Annotated in this window: 14 protein-coding genes; 7 read left to right on the top strand and 7 right to left on the bottom strand. The window is 61.3% G+C overall.

The window, feature by feature from the left end; translation table 11 throughout:
• Nucleotides 1-8: 8 nt before the first annotated feature.
• Nucleotides 9-383 carry a bleomycin resistance protein gene (locus tag ACR0LD_RS03330; RefSeq protein ID WP_170432165.1) on the bottom strand — a complete coding sequence of 125 codons (375 nt, stop codon included), beginning with the start codon at nucleotides 381-383 and terminating at the stop codon, nucleotides 9-11.
• 44 nt (nucleotides 384-427) lie between these two features.
• Nucleotides 428-1273, bottom strand: a complete 846-nt coding sequence (locus ACR0LD_RS03325; protein ID WP_480635612.1) for a HalD/BesD family halogenase — start codon at nucleotides 1271-1273, stop codon at nucleotides 428-430.
• Between the two features lie 418 nt (nucleotides 1274-1691).
• On the opposite strand from ACR0LD_RS03325, the gene ACR0LD_RS03320 reads away from it, so the two are divergent.
• The 6 genes from ACR0LD_RS03320 to ACR0LD_RS03295 all read left to right on the top strand — a co-directional run bounded on the left by ACR0LD_RS03320 (nucleotide 1692) and on the right by ACR0LD_RS03295 (nucleotide 7803).
• Nucleotides 1692-3443 carry an acetolactate synthase 3 large subunit gene (locus ACR0LD_RS03320; protein ID WP_170338679.1) on the top strand — a complete coding sequence of 584 codons (1752 nt, stop codon included), beginning with the start codon at nucleotides 1692-1694 and terminating at the stop codon, nucleotides 3441-3443.
• A 64-nt stretch (nucleotides 3444-3507) separates the two neighbouring features.
• Nucleotides 3508-4764 carry a glycosyltransferase family 87 protein gene (locus ACR0LD_RS03315; protein WP_480635611.1) on the top strand — a complete coding sequence of 419 codons (1257 nt, stop codon included), beginning with the start codon at nucleotides 3508-3510 and terminating at the stop codon, nucleotides 4762-4764.
• A complete protein-coding gene (gene ilvN / locus ACR0LD_RS03310) occupies nucleotides 4761-5321 on the top strand; it encodes an acetolactate synthase small subunit (protein WP_093962354.1) in 561 nt (186 codons plus the stop codon). Before ACR0LD_RS03315 ends, ilvN begins: the two co-directional genes overlap by 4 nt.
• 278 nt (nucleotides 5322-5599) lie before the next feature.
• Nucleotides 5600-6316 (top strand): helix-turn-helix domain-containing protein, encoded by a 717-nt coding sequence (locus ACR0LD_RS03305; protein WP_254429924.1) that lies wholly within the window; start codon nucleotides 5600-5602, stop codon nucleotides 6314-6316.
• A 111-nt stretch (nucleotides 6317-6427) separates the two neighbouring features.
• Nucleotides 6428-7585 carry an aromatic ring-hydroxylating oxygenase subunit alpha gene (locus tag ACR0LD_RS03300; RefSeq protein ID WP_170363267.1) on the top strand — a complete coding sequence of 386 codons (1158 nt, stop codon included), beginning with the start codon at nucleotides 6428-6430 and terminating at the stop codon, nucleotides 7583-7585.
• Nucleotides 7582-7803: a hypothetical protein gene (locus ACR0LD_RS03295; protein WP_170338672.1), complete on the top strand. Its 222-nt coding sequence runs from the start codon at nucleotides 7582-7584 to the stop codon at nucleotides 7801-7803. The genes ACR0LD_RS03300 and ACR0LD_RS03295 overlap by 4 nt, the downstream gene beginning before the upstream one ends.
• 10 nt (nucleotides 7804-7813) lie before the next feature.
• On the opposite strand, the gene ACR0LD_RS03290 is transcribed toward ACR0LD_RS03295, so the two are convergent.
• The 3 genes from ACR0LD_RS03290 to prfB all read right to left on the bottom strand — a co-directional run bounded on the left by ACR0LD_RS03290 (nucleotide 7814) and on the right by prfB (nucleotide 11275).
• Entirely contained in the window at nucleotides 7814-8617 is an 804-nt protein-coding gene (locus ACR0LD_RS03290; protein ID WP_170449684.1) for a DUF2189 domain-containing protein, read from the bottom strand.
• Between the two features lie 24 nt (nucleotides 8618-8641).
• Nucleotides 8642-10042 (bottom strand): amidase, encoded by a 1401-nt coding sequence (locus ACR0LD_RS03285; RefSeq protein ID WP_170358828.1) that lies wholly within the window; start codon nucleotides 10040-10042, stop codon nucleotides 8642-8644.
• A gap of 105 nt (nucleotides 10043-10147) precedes the next feature.
• The gene (gene prfB / locus ACR0LD_RS03280; protein ID WP_170368612.1) at nucleotides 10148-11275 is read right to left on the bottom strand and encodes a peptide chain release factor 2; all 1128 of its coding nucleotides are present in this window, start codon (nucleotides 11273-11275) and stop codon (nucleotides 10148-10150) included.
• Between the two features lie 78 nt (nucleotides 11276-11353).
• Here prfB and ACR0LD_RS03275 point away from each other — a divergent pair, with 78 nt between their 5' ends.
• Nucleotides 11354-12187: an aminoglycoside phosphotransferase family protein gene (locus ACR0LD_RS03275; RefSeq protein ID WP_480635610.1), complete on the top strand. Its 834-nt coding sequence runs from the start codon at nucleotides 11354-11356 to the stop codon at nucleotides 12185-12187.
• Here ACR0LD_RS03275 and ACR0LD_RS03270 read toward each other — a convergent pair.
• Both ACR0LD_RS03270 and ACR0LD_RS03265 read right to left on the bottom strand, forming a co-directional pair.
• Complete coding sequence (locus ACR0LD_RS03270) at nucleotides 12181-14670, bottom strand: penicillin-binding protein 1A (RefSeq protein WP_170338660.1); 2490 nt, start codon at nucleotides 14668-14670, stop codon at nucleotides 12181-12183. The two genes, ACR0LD_RS03275 and ACR0LD_RS03270, sit on opposite strands and share 7 nt — an antisense overlap.
• Before the next feature lie 95 nt (nucleotides 14671-14765).
• Nucleotides 14766-15986, bottom strand: coding sequence for an N-acetylmuramoyl-L-alanine amidase (locus tag ACR0LD_RS03265; RefSeq protein WP_480635609.1), 1221 nt, complete (start codon nucleotides 15984-15986; stop codon nucleotides 14766-14768).
• Nucleotides 15987-15990 lie beyond the last annotated feature (4 nt).

Here is a 15990-nt window from a genome sequence, read left to right as displayed (position 1 = left end):
TCCGCGCTTCAACGGATTCCTTCGCCGAAAAAGATCAGCGTGCCGTCCTCATCCAGAACGTGAAACTCTCGCTGTTGATATGGCTGATCAAATGGCGCACGAACCCGCCCTTCGGGCAGGTCTTCGAGTTTGGGACGCAGGCTTTCGTACAAATCGTCTATATCCTCGACATCGATATAAAAGGATTGCTCGTGGCCCAGCGGCAGGCCATCCGCGCGCGGCGGGCATTCCAGCAGGCGAATTGCAACCGGGCCAAGCCTGAGAAAAGCATAGTTGTCTTGCGTGAACCCACACGCGAAACCCAGACGATCGCAGTAGAATGCAATTTGCCGGCTCAGCGAGGAACACAGGACAAAGGGGGTCAGCTGAACAACACGTGGCACCTTGCACTCCCTGGCAGGATCTGACTGCTCCACCCTAGCACGGGTCAGTCCAGAAGCTCATCGTTTCGCACCCCCTCCCTGTCGCGATGACACGGCAGCACACGGCCGTAGAGCTGCCGTGTACGCTCGACCCCGCCACACATGCCTTCGGCCTCGACAAAGGAGAATATCCCCACGTAGCGCGGCCGTGCACCCGACACTGGCGCCACGCGATGCAAGGAATAGCGCCCCCGAAAGATTTGCAGATCACCGGGATTGAGCTCCAACTGGCGTACCATTCCCATATTGCCGTCTAACACCGAGGCCACCTTGTCAAAGTTCTCCTCCTCAGCGGTGCGCAGGTTCGGCGCGTATTCAAAGGCGCCGCCTTGCTCGCCATTCTGGATCGCCAGAGTAACCGTGTAGTTGTTCGTGTCGAAATGCCACGGAAAGCCCTGCCCCTCTTCGACCACGTTGATGATCACATCCGCCAATGGATCATCGTAGCGAAAGAACCGATCCGCGGGTTCATTCAACGCTTCGCGGATGAAGGGCAGAAATCCTTCGAACTCGTAGATTCTGCGCAGGGGACTGGTAGACGGAAAATTGTCGGCCGGAACAAAGGCGTTCGACCGATCATAGAACCGACGGATCGGGTGGGCGATACCAAAGCGGGGATCGTCCTTGGTGAAATAGGCGTTGGTCCGGTTGAAACTGCGATGCGCACTCGGCGCGACGGCTTCGGCTTCGGTCAGCAACTGACCCAACCCGTCTTCGTGGACAAATCCGGGTAAAACTGCGCAACCATCTTTTTCGAGGTCACGACGAATGTCATCGATCAACCGATCATAGGCCGCCGAATTCGGACGATCTATCGGATAGCGCCCGAGGTCCACCAGATCCATCAGCATGCCGTCCTCCCTGACTTGTTCGCAGCCCCAGCCTGACCCAGCCCGGACCCCGCATCATGCCCGTTTCAGACATCGCTCTGACGCATTCTGACCTCGACCACCGCTCGGAACTCGGCAAAACTCGGCCAGTATTTCCGGAAATTTCTCCACATGCGGCAATCTGCGCAACAAAATGTCGCAAAATTCGACACCAGAGTCAGGAAATTGGCCAGATTGCCTGTTGACGCCCCTTCGCGCCGCCCATAATGTCTGCCCCACGCAAAAAGGAGCCTCTGGCGATGAGAACGCTAGTCGTAATCGTAGGAACCACGCGCATGGGCCGGTAACGGTAAGCCATAATCGAACCCATGCGCCTCCGAAACTTCGGGGGCTTTTTTTTGTCAAACGCAAGACACATGTCGCGAACGGAGCAAAGCAGATGACACGTGAGATGACCGGCGCAAAGATGGTGGTCCAGGCCCTCAAGGATCAGGGCGTGGACACGGTATTCGGATACCCCGGCGGCGCCGTGCTACCGATCTATGACGAGATCTTTCTGCAAAATGACATCCGCCACATCCTGGTGCGGCATGAACAGGGCGCGATACATGCCGCCGAGGGCTATGCCCGGTCGACCGGCAAACCCGGTGTTGCACTGGTGACCTCGGGGCCCGGCGCGACCAACGCGGTGACCGGCCTGACCGACGCGCTTCTGGATTCGATCCCGATCGTGGTTCTGACCGGTCAGGTCCCGACGTTCATGATCGGCTCGGATGCGTTCCAAGAGGCGGACACGGTGGGCATCACCCGGCCCTGCACCAAGCACAATTGGCTGGTCAAAGACACCAACTCGTTGGCGGAAACCATGCACGAGGCGTTTCATGTCGCCACCGCGGGCCGTCCCGGTCCTGTGTTGATCGACATCCCCAAAGACGTTCAGTTTGCCACCGGCAAATACACCGCGCCGAAACCATCGACCTCGCATTATCAACCGGCGCTCAAGGGCGACATCGAAGAGATCACCGAACTGGTCGCCGCCATCGAAACCGCCAAGCGGCCCGTGTTCTATACCGGCGGCGGCGTGATCAACTCAGGCCCCGCTGCCAGCCAACTTCTGCGCGAGCTGGTCGACGCGACCGGGTTCCCCATCACCTCGACCCTGATGGGCCTGGGCGCCTATCCGGCATCGGGCAAGAACTGGGTCGGGATGCTGGGCATGCACGGCCTCTACGAGGCGAACATGGCCATGCATGACTGTGACCTGATGATCAATGTCGGCGCCCGTTTCGACGACCGGATCACCGGGCGTATCGACGCGTTCTCGCCCAAGTCGAAGAAGGCGCATATCGACATCGACCCGTCCTCGATCAACAAGGTGATCCGGGTGGACATCCCCATCGTGGGGGACGTGGCGCATGTTCTGGAAGACGTGCTGAAGGTCTGGAAGGCGCGTGGTCGCAAAACCAACACCGAAGCGATCGCCAAGTGGCAGGCCCAGATCTCGGACTGGCGCAAGGTCAACTGCCTTGCCTACACCAACAGCGAAAAGGCGATAAAACCCCAATACGCGCTGGAACGGCTCGAGGCGCTGACCAAGGACCACGATCGCTATGTCTGTACCGAGGTGGGCCAGCACCAGATGTGGGCCGCGCAATTCCTTGGGTTCGAAGACCCCAACCGCTGGATGACCTCGGGCGGGCTGGGCACCATGGGCTATGGCTTCCCGGCTTCGATCGGGGTGCAGATGGCACACCCGGACGCGCTGGTGATCAACGTCGCGGGCGAGGCCAGTTGGCTGATGAACATGCAGGAGATGGGCACCGCCGTCCAATACCGCCTGCCGGTGAAACAGTTCATCCTGAACAACGAACGCCTGGGCATGGTGCGCCAGTGGCAGGAACTGCTGCACGGCGAACGCTACTCGCATTCGTGGTCCGAGGCCCTGCCCGATTTCGTCAAGCTGGCCGAGGCCTTCGGGGCCAAGGGGATCATCTGCAAAGACCCCGCCGATCTGGATGACGCGATCATGGAGATGATCAATTACGACGGTCCGGTGATCTTTGACTGTCTGGTGGAAAAGCACGAGAACTGCTTCCCCATGATCCCGTCGGGCAAGGCCCATAACGAGATGCTGCTGGGCGAGGCCGAAACGAAGGGTGTCATTCAGGCTGGCGGCGCGGTGCTGGTTTGATATTGCTTGCGGACACAGGGCCACGCTGTTGGCCCTGATGGACGCTCACAGGACAGGACGGAACATGCCCGGCATCCCCACTCAGACATCTCCACGCGAGAACCTGCAGATTTTTGCGGGGCGTCGCGGCTGGCAGTTGGGCATTCTTGTCCCTGCGCTGGTGCTTGGGGTCTTTGTCATCTGGCTCGGCCTCAGCTGGAGCGAGATCGCGGCCAATGGCAGCGCCGGCTTTCCGATCGACTTTCGGGTCTTCTGGGCCGCCGGACGTCTGGCCCATCTGGGTGAGCCTCTGTCGGCTTTCAGTGTCGACAGCCTGACCGCCATGCACAACGTCATCAAGGAAGATGACTGGATGCCCTGGTCTTACCCGCCGGCGTTTCTTGCAACGCTGCAACCCTTGGGCGCCCTTCCCTTCCCCATTGCCTGGCTGGTCTTCTCGATCGCGTCGATCGTCGCGATGATATTCGCCGCCCGGCCGTTCGCGGAAGGCATCACACCGGTCTGGTTCGCATTTGCGCTGCCTCCCGCGATATTGCCGACCCTGTTCATGGGGCAGACCGCAGCCCTGTGGATGGCCGGTTTGCTGGCGGCACTTGCAGCGCTCAAGAACCAACGTTTGGTTCTTGCCGGCTTTTTTGTCGGCCTTCTGACGCTCAAACCTCAGCTGGGCATCCTGATTCCCTTTGCTTTGCTGGCGTGCCGGGCGTGGCCGACCATCATTTCGGCCGGCGTCACGACCCTGGTCATCTCGGGGTTGGCGACTGCGCTCTACGGTCCGGAATACTGGCTGGAAATGCGCAACATGATGGCGGTCCACTTTTCGGTGGTGCGTGAAACCATCGTCGAAAACAATCTGATGCTTAGCCCCTATTCGACGCTCGCCAGCTTTGGGCTGCCCGAGCCTGTCGCCTTGGCCGTTCAGTGGACGATCACAGCCTGCGCGGCCATCATGGTCACGATCACATGGCGCAGCCCCCGGATCGGTTTTGACCTGCGTGCCGCGGTGCTGGCGCTGGCGGTTATGCTATCCACCCCATACCTGTGGTTCTACGAGTCTGCTCTGATCTCCGCTGCGGGACTATTCCTCTTGCGCGCAGGTGTATTGACGAACAGCCCATGGGGCCTGGCGCTGGCCGGAGCGATGTGGCTGGGTGCCGCCCCCGCTTTCTTCGCCTTTCTGTTCCGCGGCGAGGTCGACATCTCGATCCGCCTGCTTTTTGCACCGCTTTTGTATCTTTCCTGTCTGGTTTGCATCGGTGCCGTTGTTCAACGGCTGCGGGCGCCAGACAATTCCTCTGCCAACGATGAGGTCTTCCAATGACTGCACTCAAGATCCGAAAAGGTTCCACCCGCCACTCGGCCTACAACCTGCGCCCGACCTTCTCGGACGTGCAGGAACGCCACACGATCGCTGTTCTGGTCGAAAACGAACCGGGGGTTCTAGCCCGGGTCATCGGGCTGTTCTCGGGGCGCGGCTACAACATCGAAAGCCTGACCGTGGCCGAGGTCGACCACACCGGGCACCTCAGCCGCATCACGATCGTCACCACCGGTACACCGCAGGTGATCGAACAGATCAAGGCTCAGCTGGGCCGTATCGTCCCGGTGCATGACGTGCATGACCTGACAGTCGAAGGCCCTTCGGTCGAACGGGAACTGGCGATCATCAAGGTCGTCGGCGAAGGCGACAAGCGGGTCGAGGCGTTGCGCCTTGCCGACATTTTCCGGGCCAATGTCGTGGACAGCACGTTGAATTCGTTCATCTTCGAAATCACCGGCGCGCCGGACAAGATCGATGCATTTGCCGATCTGATGCGCCCGCTGGGCTCTGTCGAGGTTGCACGGACAGGCGTCGCGGCCCTGCTGCGCGGCAACTGATTTTTCGCGAACCCATCAAAACGCCCCGTCGCGCAGATCGACGGGGCGTTTTGCGTTTTCGGATCGAATTCCGCGGGTGCGTAACTGAGCACTGATAGGAAAAAGACCATACAAATAGGCTTAATGCCTATTGCGTTCGCGCCTGAGCGCGTTACGCTTGGACCAGAATACGCAAACTGCGTGTTCCATGGGGTCAATTTTGCGATTTCTTGACTGGCGACCGACCTTTCTGGCCGATCCGGTCGTGTTTCCCGAACCGTTGCAAACCAGAGTGAGACATGGCCGTAGACACTCGCACGCCCGCCGAGCTGCGCAGCATGCTGGGGGCGAATCTCAGGCAACTTGCCGACCGCTATCCTTCGGTCGCCGAACTGTGCAGACAGCTGGGCGTCAACCGCACGCAGTTCAACCGGTATCTTTCTGGCGAGAGTTTTCCACGCCCGGACGTTCTGGACCGCATCTGCCGGTTCTTTGACGTGGACGCCCGCATTCTGCTGAAACCGCTTGAGGAAATCCCCGCGCCCCGGCGCTGTGACCTGCCCGAAAGCGTGGTCCAGTTCCTTCGGCCCGGACTGGCAGCCTTGACCGAGGACACGTTTCCAAGCGGCGTCTATCTTGTGACGCAACATGGCGGCGAAGCCGATCCACGCGCCCATCATTGGCTGGTTCAAACCCGGCACCTGCATCAGTGTGCTGTCCTGCGCGGCTTCCTGCCGCCGGCCATGGCCGGTACGCGTTCCGCCACGGGCCGTGAACTTCGTGGCTTCGCCGCCTGCGCCGGACCCAATATCTACGCAGTCTTGTCGCGCGAGGCTGGTCGTGACAGCAAGACGATGGTGATCCGCAAGGACATGACCGATGGCAACGGCGTCTGGATCGGTTCGTGCATGGAGCACTCTGCGGCTACTCCGCACATCTACAGATTGGAAATCCGCCATCTGGGCCACGATTTCCGGGCAACGCTGGAGGCAGCAAGACTGGCGCGCCGGACATAGGAAACCGCCCAAACTCCCGTGCATGTCGTTGTGAGAAAAGCCGGAGTCGCAGAAGTGTAAGCAAGGGCTGGCCCCGGATGCCTAGGCTGGTGGAGAAGCGAGGAGAACCAGATGGCCAGCACCCCAACCGAACTGTCGGCTGTTCGTCAGAGCATTGAAACCGCTCTGGGCCTGCCCAACGCACATTATACGGACCCTGCCCTGCACGCCGAAGAAACTCGCGCCCTGCTGCTGGATGGCTGGGCCGGTCTCGCGGTCACCGCCGATGTCCCCGAGCCCGGTGACGCGGTTCCGCTGGAGTTCATGGGTATTCCGCTCCTGTTGCTGCGTGACCGTTCCGGTACGGTCCGTGTGTTTCAGAATATCTGCCGTCACCGCGGCATGATCCTGGTCGAAGAGCCCCGCAAGATCGAAGGCGCCATTCGCTGCCCCTATCACAGCTGGTGCTATTCCACCGAAGGCCGGCTGGTCGCCACGCCGCATGTGGGCGGCCCGGGCCAGAACGCACATGACGCGGTCAGCAAATCGGAACTCGGCCTGATCGAGGTGCGTAGCCATATATGGCGCGACGTGGTTTGGATCAACGTCTCGGGCGACGCGCCGACGTTCGAGGATGCCAACGCCAGGCTGATCGAGCGTTGGGCCGAGTTCGACAAGCCGCTGTACCACGGCGGCCCGGAAAGTTCCTTTCGGTTGGACGTCAATTGCAACTGGAAACTGGCGGTCGAGAACTACTGTGAAAGCTATCACCTGCCGTGGGTGCATCCCGGGTTGAACAGTTACTCGCGGCTTGAGGACCACTATCACATCCAGGAGCCCGGCCTTTATTCCGGTCAGGGAACCTTGGTCTATCGGCAACTGAAAACTGAGGACGGTCGGGTTTTTCCCGATTTCGAAGGTCTCAGCGAGAAATGGGACACCGCAGCCGAATACATTGCCGCCTTCCCCAACGTGCTGCTGGGCGTGCACCGGGACCACGCCTTCGCCATCATTCTGCGGCCCGAGGCCCAGAACCGGACCTCGGAGCACATCCACCTGTTCTATTCGGCGCCAGATACCGATGCGGATCTGCGCGCCCGCAATGCCGAGCAGTGGAAAGTGGTCTTTGAAGAGGATGTGTTCGTCGTAGAAGGGATGCAGCGTGGCCGCGCGGCGCCGGGGTTTGACGGCGGACATTTCTCGCCGGCGATGGACGGGCCGACCCATCTGTTCCACGACTGGGTGGCGCAGCGTCTGATGGCACATCGCAACGAACTGGCCGCTGAATGACCGACCTGCACACCCGCCTTCTGCAGGCGCATGCGGCGGGTGACATCACGGCTTTGGCTGAATTGTACGAATTGGCCGCCGCCAGCCAGCAGGACGACGACGCCCGGAGCTTTTTTCTGACCCACGCCTATGTCCATGCGCTTGAAGCCAACCTGCCCGGCGCGGGACGTCTGCGTCAGATGCTGGTCGACATGGGCCGCGAAGTGCCCGATTCCTGACCCCGAGAACCTAGGCTTGGGCCGCTTCGATAACCGGCTCCGCCGCTGCGTCGTCTTCGGTGATCTGCCGATACAGGTGCCAGCTGGCATGACCGAACAGAGGCAACACGATCAGCAATCCCAAAAACCAGGGCACCATGGCGACAAAGGTCGTGACCGCAATGAAGGCACCCCAGCCCAGCATGACCCGCTTGTTCACGCTGACATAGGCATAGCTTGAGATCATGGCAGTGACGAAGTCGAGTTCCCGGTCCAGCAGCATCGGGATCGACAACACGGTGATCATGTAAAGCAGGATGGCAAAGATCGCGCCTACAGCAGTGCCGACAGCCAGCATAGCCAGACCGTTGGGTGTCAGAAACACCTCAAGCGATGACGACACGTTTGTCATTGTCGACAGCCCCATGAACAGCGCAAAGATCATGTGGCCGAGAAAGAACCAGAACAGAAACATCACGACGATGATCGCGCAGATCGACGGCAACTGACGGCGGCTCTGCTGGATCACGACACCGAAGATGGCGCCATAGTCCAACGGCTCATTCCTCTCGAGCCGGTGCGATACCTCGTACAAACCCACGGCGGCGAACGGCCCGATCAGCGGAAAGCCGATGGCAGCCAGAACCAGCCAGAACGAGGTGCCCGTTTGCACGGTTACCCAGGCCATCAACCACCCGACCAGAACGTAGAAGCCGCCGAACAGCAGGCCAAAGACCGGTGCGCGGCGATAATCCTGCCAGGCGCGATGCAGCGCCGTGCGCAACATGCCGATATCCGCCGGTTTCAGCGTTGGCACTCCGAATGGCTTTTCCATGTTACGTTTCTCCTCCCCTTGCCCTCAGGCCATGGCCGGGCGTTTTTGCGGCCAATGCGTCACGGCGTGATAGGCGGCCCCCAAAGCCAGCAGTTGCGCGTCGCTGCCGCGCGGCCCGAACAGTTGCATTCCCATCGGCAGGCCTCCGGGGCCGAACCCCGCCGGTATCGAAAGGCAGGGCAGACCAATCAGGCTGACCGGCGTGACCACCTGCATCCAACGATGATAGGTGTCCATCGCGACCCCACCAATGCTGCGCGGATACGGCTGATCCACAGGGAACGGCCACACCTGAGCCGCCGGCAACACCAGCGCATCATACTCGGCAAACAGTTCGACCGCCCGACGGTACCAATCCGAACGGGTGACGCTGGCTGCATGGACCTCCATCGCCGTCAGGGCCAGACCTCGCTCCAGCTCCCATTGCGCGGTGTCCTTAAGGGCGTCTTTTCGGTCGGCCAAAGGCAGCAGACTTGCTGCTACGCTCCACGACCGCAGGGTGATCCAGCTGTTCCACAGGCGTTCGGCATCGAAGGGCGGCGGTACGTCCTCGACGGTTGCGCCAAGTCCCTCAAAAATCGCCAACTCGTTGCTGCATTGGGTCAGAATCCCTTCCTCGGTCGGGAATGCGCCGCCCCAATCGCCCAGCCATCCGATCCGCATCCCGTCCAGGCTTTCGACAGACAATGGGGTGACGGGTTCGCAGGGAACGCTCAAAGGCTGCCTCGGATCGGGGCCAGAGATCACATCCAGCAATAGTCCGATATCCTGCGGGCTGCGGGCCATCGGTCCCAAGGTCGAGAGCTGGTGCAGGAACAAATCACCCTGTGGTTCCGAGGGAACCCGGCCCCAGCTGGGCCGGAAACCGTACACGTTGTTCCACGCGGCCGGATTGCGCAGGCTGCCCATCATGTCCGACCCATCCGCCAGCGCGACCATCCCAGTGGCCAAGGCCACCGCTGCGCCACCCGACGACCCACCGCAGGACCGGGCCGGATCGTATGGGTTCCGGGTTGCGCCATAGACCGGATTGAAGGTGTGCGAGCCCAACCCGAACTCCGGTGTGTTCGTCTTTCCGATCAGGATAGCCCCGGCAGCCCGCAAACGTGCTGCGATCAGGTCGTCGACGGCTGGGACGTGATTGCGAAAAACCGGCGACCCCTGGGTCGACGCGATGCCAGCCACATTGACCAGGTCTTTGACGGCAATCGGAAGCCCATGAAGCGGCCCGCGGCCCGACTTGTCGTCGGCGGCCCGGGCTTGTGCCATAAGCACATCCTCATCCTGCAGCGCGACAATTGCATTGACCTGCCCGTTCACCTGGGCAATCCGGTCGAGCGTCGCGCGCATCAACTCGGCGGCCGACAAATGCCCTGTCGCGAGTTTCTCGAGAAGATCAGCGGCTGAAGTATCGCTTAGGTTCATGGGGTTACGTCCGAGCTTTGCTTGCGCTCAGCCTAGCGACCCCATGTGTGCATTTAAACCCGGTGTTTTGGATATATCTTTTCCACGCAGTTCAACTGCGCGGCATCAGTCGTCCGACTGCGCCTCGGCCCGGCTTTTGCCCGAGACCTTGAGGGCCAGAGTGGCTGCCATGAATGCATCCAGATCACCGTCCAGGACCCCTTTGGTGTCCGACGTCTCGTAGCTGGTGCGCAGGTCTTTGACCATCTGATAGGGCTGCAGAACATAGGACCGGATCTGGTTGCCCCAGCCGGCATCGCCCTTGGCTTCGTGCGCGGCGTTGATCTCGGCGTTGCGGCGGTCCAGCTCCATCTGGTACAGGCGCGATTTCAGCGCCTTCATGGCGATGTCGCGGTTCTGGTGCTGCGATTTTTCCGAACTGGTCACCACGATGCCGGTCGGGATGTGGGTGATCCGCACCGCCGAGTCGGTGGTGTTGACGTGCTGACCGCCCGCCCCCGAGGACCGGTAGGTATCGACGCGGATATCGGCCGGGTTCACTTCGATCTCGATATTGTCGTCCACCACCGGATAGACCCAGACCGAGCTGAACGACGTGTGCCGCTTGGCCGCCGAGTCATAGGGCGAGATGCGCACCAGCCGGTGCACGCCGCTTTCGGATTTCAGCCAACCATATGCGTTGTGACCCGAGATCTTGTAGGCCGCCGACTTGATCCCCGCCTCTTCGCCCGGAGTTTCCGACTGCAGCTCGACCTTGTAGCCCTTTTTCTCGGCCCAGCGGACATACATCCGCGCCAGCATCGAGGCCCAGTCGCAGCTTTCGGTCCCCCCGGCGCCCGCGTTGATTTCAAGGAAGGTGTCATTGGCATCGGCCTCGCCGTCTAGCAGCGCCTCGAGTTCTTTCTCGGCCGCCTTGTCGCGCAGCTTCTTCAGGGCCTCTTCGGCATCCTTGACGACCTCTTCATCGTCCTCCATCTCGCCCAGCTCGATCAGTTCGATGTTGTCGTTCAGATCGGTCTTGATGGACTCGTAGGTTTCGATGGCATCGACCAGAACCTGCCGTTCGCGCATCAGCTTCTGCGCGTTTTCGGGGTTGTCCCACAGGTTGGGGTCCTCGACGCGGGCGTTGAATTCCTCCAGCCGGTGCGGCGCGGTTTCATAGTCCATACGCTGGGCCAGCAGCTCCAGCGATTTTTGGATCTCGGCCACGATGTTCTGGATTTCGGCGCGCATGGTCAGGTCCCAACTTGCTCAATCAGGCCTGCGTGATAGCAAGAGGTTCAGGCCACCACAAGATGACCCGAAAGGCAAATGCAGCACGGACCGGAGCAGTTCCTGAAGAAATGGTATCTGGCCGACCCGCGGCTGGTGGCGGATACCGGCGCGGCGCGTGTCTGGCGGGCCAAACGTGAGGACGGGTCTGAAGTCGCGCTCAAGCTCTATCGCCGCGCCGATCGCGGGAACGAGGCGCCGGGATGCCGCCTGCTGGCCGCCTGGCGCAACCGGGGCGCCGTCGCGATCCTGGCCGAAGACCGCCGGGCGGTCATGATGGAGTGGCTCGAGGGTCCGACCCTCGGCGATCATGCACGGGCGGGCAACGTGGCCGACGCCCTGACACTACTGGCTGAAACGGCGCGGAACCTGCATGCTGATCCGATTGTCGAAGTGAGCGGGTTGAGGCCTTTGGAGCAAGTGTTTGCACCGCTTTTCGACGTCGGATTTGCCGATCAATGTACGCGGCCCCTGCAGGCCGATATGCGGCGCGCCATAGCTTTGGCTCAGGATTTGCTGCAGATGCAACCCGTGCATCTCCCCCTGCATGGAGACCTGCACCCCGACAATGTCATCTTGACTGCGTCCGGCCCGCGCGTGATCGATGCCAAGGGTTATGTCGGGGATCCGGCGTTCGAACTGGCAAATGCGCTGCGGTACCCAAAAGGCATGCCGGACCTTGTGCGCGAAGTCGGGCAGATTTCCGCGTGCCTGGATCTATACGCCGCGGCGATGAATGTTTCGCGGACGCGTCTGGCCCGATGGGCGGCGGCCAAATGCGCCCTGTCCATATGCTGGCGGTCCGGCGGATCGGTCGAGAGTGACCCGGAGGCCGATCTGCTGCGCCTGTTTCTAAGCGCTGCAGATCAGTAAAGTCCGCCGCCCTGAAGATCGCCCTGGCTGGCCTTGGGCCCCACGATGATGGTCTGCCCGGTCGAGGTCTGGACCTGGCGCCCGCCATTGGTCACTTCTTCGAACAACGGCAGATCGGACCCCATCGCAAAACCACCGTCATAGACACGGTCGATGAACCCGTCGACGCCATCACGGAAATACTCGGCCACCACATAGTCACCCGATGCGTCATCCGGCAGACGGGCACCGCTGAAACGGTCGATCTTGATGAAGTGCCCACCCGGCGGCACTTCGAACGGACCGCCGCCGTATTTCTCGACGGCCTTTTCCATAAAGCTCTGGAAGACCGGACCGCACAGCGTGCCGCCGTAAGCACCCCGCCCCATCGGGCGCGGGCGATCATACCCGATGTAGCACCCGGCAACGATGTTCGAGGTGAAGCCGATGAACCAGGCGTCCTTGGATTCGTTGGTCGTACCGGTCTTGCCAGCCGTCGGAACCGGCAGATTGACCACACGAGACGCGGTGCCGCGATCAACCACGCCCTTCATCATCGACGTCAGCTGATAAGCCGTGATTGCATCCATCACCTGCTCTCGGTCGGTCACGATCGTGGGTGAGGCGTCGGGCTCCAGCCAGCTGGAGTTGCAATCCAGGCACTGCCGGTCATCATGCCGATAGATCGTTTTGCCGAACCGGTCCTGGATCCGGTCGACCAGAGTCGGTTCGACCCGCTCGCCGCCGTTGGCGAACATCGCATAGGCCGCCACCATCTTGTAGAGCGTCGTCTCCTCGGCCCCCAGCGCATTGGCCAGGTAGGGACCCATGTTGTCATACACACCGAACCGCTCCGCGTATCCCGCAACCACCGGCATCGAAACCTCTTGCGCCAGTCGGATGGTCATCAGGTTTCGCGACTGCTCGATCCCGGTGCGCAGGGGCGTCGGCCCGTAGAATTTGTTGGTCGAGTTCTTCGGGGTCCACAAGCCCTGCGGTGTGTTCACCTCGATCGGGGCGTCTACGACGATGGTCGCTGGGCTGTAGCCACTGTCCAGTGCTGCCGCATAGACGAAAGGCTTGAAGGCCGATCCCGGTTGGCGCTGCGCCTGGGTTGCCCGGTTGAACACCGAGTCCTGGTACGAGAACCCGCCCTGCATCGCCAGAACGCGGCCCGAGTTCACATCCATCGCCACGAAGCCGCCTTGGACCTCGGGAACTTGACGGGCGGACCACTGGCCCTCTTCCCCGGCAACGACCAGGATCACGTCGCCGCGTTTGAAGTTTGCCTTGAAGTCACCCTGCATCCATTTGATGTCGCTGCGCGGGATGATGCCGTCAGCCGGACCGTTCTCGATCCCTACCGTCAACTGCTGATCGGCCACATCCAGCACCACCGCGGGGTACCATTGCGTGGGCAGCACCACGTCCCGCGGAATTTCCATGATCGCCAGAGCTTCGCGCCACTGCGCTTCGTCTGCCAGTTTTTCCTCGGGGATGGTTTCACCCGTGCCGCGCCACTTGCCGCGCGACTGGTCATATTTCTGAAGCGCCTCGCGCAGGGCGCGTGCGGCTTCAACCTGCATCTCCTCGTCAACCGAGGCCCGGACGGTGAAACCACCGGTAAAGAACTCACCCTCGCCGAAGTCCTCGCTCAGCTGGCGGCGGATTTCGTCGGTGAAATAGTCGCGCGGTGGCAGTGCGGTGCGGAAGCTTTCGAAATCACCGTTCTGAACCGAACGCAGCGGTTGCGCCACTTCAGTCTCATAGGTTGCCTGATCGATATATCCGTTCTGATACATCTCGCGCAGCACGTAGTTGCGGCGATCCAACAGACGCTGTTTCTGGCGCACCGGGTGATAGTCCGAAGGCGCCTTGGGCATCGCAGCCAGCGTCGCGGCTTCATGCGGGGCCAGTTCCTGCAAAGTCTTGTTGAAATACGTCTGTGCAGCGGCGGTCACGCCGTAGGAGTTTTGACCAAGGAAGATCTCGTTGAGATACAGCTCAAGGATCTGTTCCTTGTTCAGCGTTTTTTCCAACCTGGTCGCGAGGATGATTTCCTGAATCTTGCGTTCGACCCGCCGGTCGCCGGACAGCAGGAAGTTCTTCATCACCTGCTGGGTGATGGTCGACGCGCCGCGCAGCGTCTCGCCCTTGGATTGGACCGCCTCGATTCCGGCTGCGATGATCCCGCGTGGGTCGTACCCCTGATGCGAATAGAAGTTCTTGTCTTCCGCCGAGATAAACGCGTGCTTCACTAGGTCCGGGATTTCTTCGGACGGGGTGAACAGACGGCGCTCCTGCGCGAATTCGTCGATCAGTTGACCCTTGCCCGAATAGATACGGCTGATGGTGGGCGGCTTGTACTGGGCCAGCGACTCGTGGCTGGGCAGGTCGCGGCCATACATCCAGAAGACCGCGCCAATCACCAGCGCGACCATGAAAATACCCAAGGTGACGAGGCTGAAAACCGCCCCGAAAATCGAAAGAATGAACCGGATCACGTTGCTGCCTTTTGTTCGCGGTGACGCCTATATAGTGTCGCTGCACCCAAGGGTCAAAACACACGGGCGCATTCTAGCCACTTTGCGCCGCAGGGTCACTGCCCAATCAAGCCGCGGCGGATCAGATCCTGCTGGCGCCAGGCTTCAAGACCTTGGTGGATTCCCTGCGCCATTCCGATGCGCCACTCGGGATTTACAAGGTTTTTCAGGTCTCTGGGGCTGGAGATGAATCCGATCTCGACCAGAACCGAGGGAATGTCGGCTGCCTTGAGGACGGAAAACGACGCACTGCGGATCGGGCGCCGATTCATGGGGCCGCCCTGCTGCCCCATGCCGTGCGCCAGCGCATGGGCCAAAGCTTCCGAGCGCGGCTGGGTCTCCTGCCGTGCCATGTCCAGCAAAACGTCAGCGATCTGGTCGTCCGAGCCGCTCAGGTCGATACCCGCGATCAGGTCGCTGCGGTCGTGCCGCTCGGCCAGTTTCTGGCTGGCCACGTCCGAGGCCTCATCGGAGAGGAAATAGACAGTGGCCCCATGAGCCTGCCCCTCGGACAATGCATCCGCGTGCAACGAAATGAACACATCGGCGCTGGCCCGATGGGCCAGAGATATTCGGCGTTCGAGCGACACGAAGTGATCGTCCACCCGGGTCATCACGACCTCGTATCCGCCAGCGCGCAGCAAGTGTTCCCGCAGTTCGCGCGCAAACGTGAGCATCAGGGTTTTTTCGTTAACGCCACCCGATTCCGCGCCGGGGTCGATGCCACCATGCCCCGGGTCCAGCATCACGCGCAGCGGTCTTTCGCCATCTCGCGGCACGACCGGGGGCGTGGCGGCAGGCGCAGGCAAATCCCAGCCCGGATTGCGCGGCGCACCCGCGCTGGCGGCAAAATTGTCGAAATCCGTACCTTTCAGATTCAGAGTCAGAACCGCGGCCCCGCTGTCGGGGTCCACGCGCATGGCCGCCGTATCGACGGCCAAGGGCGCCCCCAGATCCAGCACCATCCGGGACCATCCGGGCACATAGGCGCCGAACTGGACCCCGCTGATCCGACGGGTCTGCAACAGCTTGGCCCGATCAAGGCCGCTCCAGTCGACCTCCTGGAAATCGATGACCATACGGTAAGGGTCTTGAAGCGTGAAAACGCGATACGGGACGCCCTGACTGAGCCCCAGCTCAAGCGTCACCCCCGCACCCTTGCCGTCAGTGATCCGGCTCTGCTCGGGCAGGACCCGCGCCAAGGCGTTGAATTCCTGCGCCCAAACGGCTCCGGCCAGCGCCCAAATCAGCGCACATACGAAGAAGATCCTGCTCATGGCC

This window comes from Ruegeria sp. BF8 (genome assembly GCF_056538625.1).
Note: the sequence above shows the minus strand (reverse complement) of the source record. Positions and strands in the feature narration are given on the sequence as shown.

Coding starts and splice junctions, on each gene's coding strand:
- prfB (WP_170368612.1), bottom strand. CDS start 11,275: ATGCGCGCCGAAATCCAGAACATCGTGGCCGAGATCCAAAAATCGCTG.
- ACR0LD_RS03305 (WP_254429924.1), top strand. CDS start 5,600: ATGGCCGTAGACACTCGCACGCCCGCCGAGCTGCGCAGCATGCTGGGG.
- ACR0LD_RS03290 (WP_170449684.1), bottom strand. CDS start 8,617: ATGGAAAAGCCATTCGGAGTGCCAACGCTGAAACCGGCGGATATCGGC.
- ACR0LD_RS03285 (WP_170358828.1), bottom strand. CDS start 10,042: ATGAACCTAAGCGATACTTCAGCCGCTGATCTTCTCGAGAAACTCGCG.
- ACR0LD_RS03265 (WP_480635609.1), bottom strand. CDS start 15,986: ATGAGCAGGATCTTCTTCGTATGTGCGCTGATTTGGGCGCTGGCCGGA.
- ACR0LD_RS03300 (WP_170363267.1), top strand. CDS start 6,428: ATGGCCAGCACCCCAACCGAACTGTCGGCTGTTCGTCAGAGCATTGAA.
- ilvN (WP_093962354.1), top strand. CDS start 4,761: ATGACTGCACTCAAGATCCGAAAAGGTTCCACCCGCCACTCGGCCTAC.
- ACR0LD_RS03275 (WP_480635610.1), top strand. CDS start 11,354: ATGCAGCACGGACCGGAGCAGTTCCTGAAGAAATGGTATCTGGCCGAC.
- ACR0LD_RS03295 (WP_170338672.1), top strand. CDS start 7,582: ATGACCGACCTGCACACCCGCCTTCTGCAGGCGCATGCGGCGGGTGAC.
- ACR0LD_RS03325 (WP_480635612.1), bottom strand. CDS start 1,273: ATGCTGATGGATCTGGTGGACCTCGGGCGCTATCCGATAGATCGTCCG.
- ACR0LD_RS03320 (WP_170338679.1), top strand. CDS start 1,692: ATGACACGTGAGATGACCGGCGCAAAGATGGTGGTCCAGGCCCTCAAG.
- ACR0LD_RS03315 (WP_480635611.1), top strand. CDS start 3,508: ATGCCCGGCATCCCCACTCAGACATCTCCACGCGAGAACCTGCAGATT.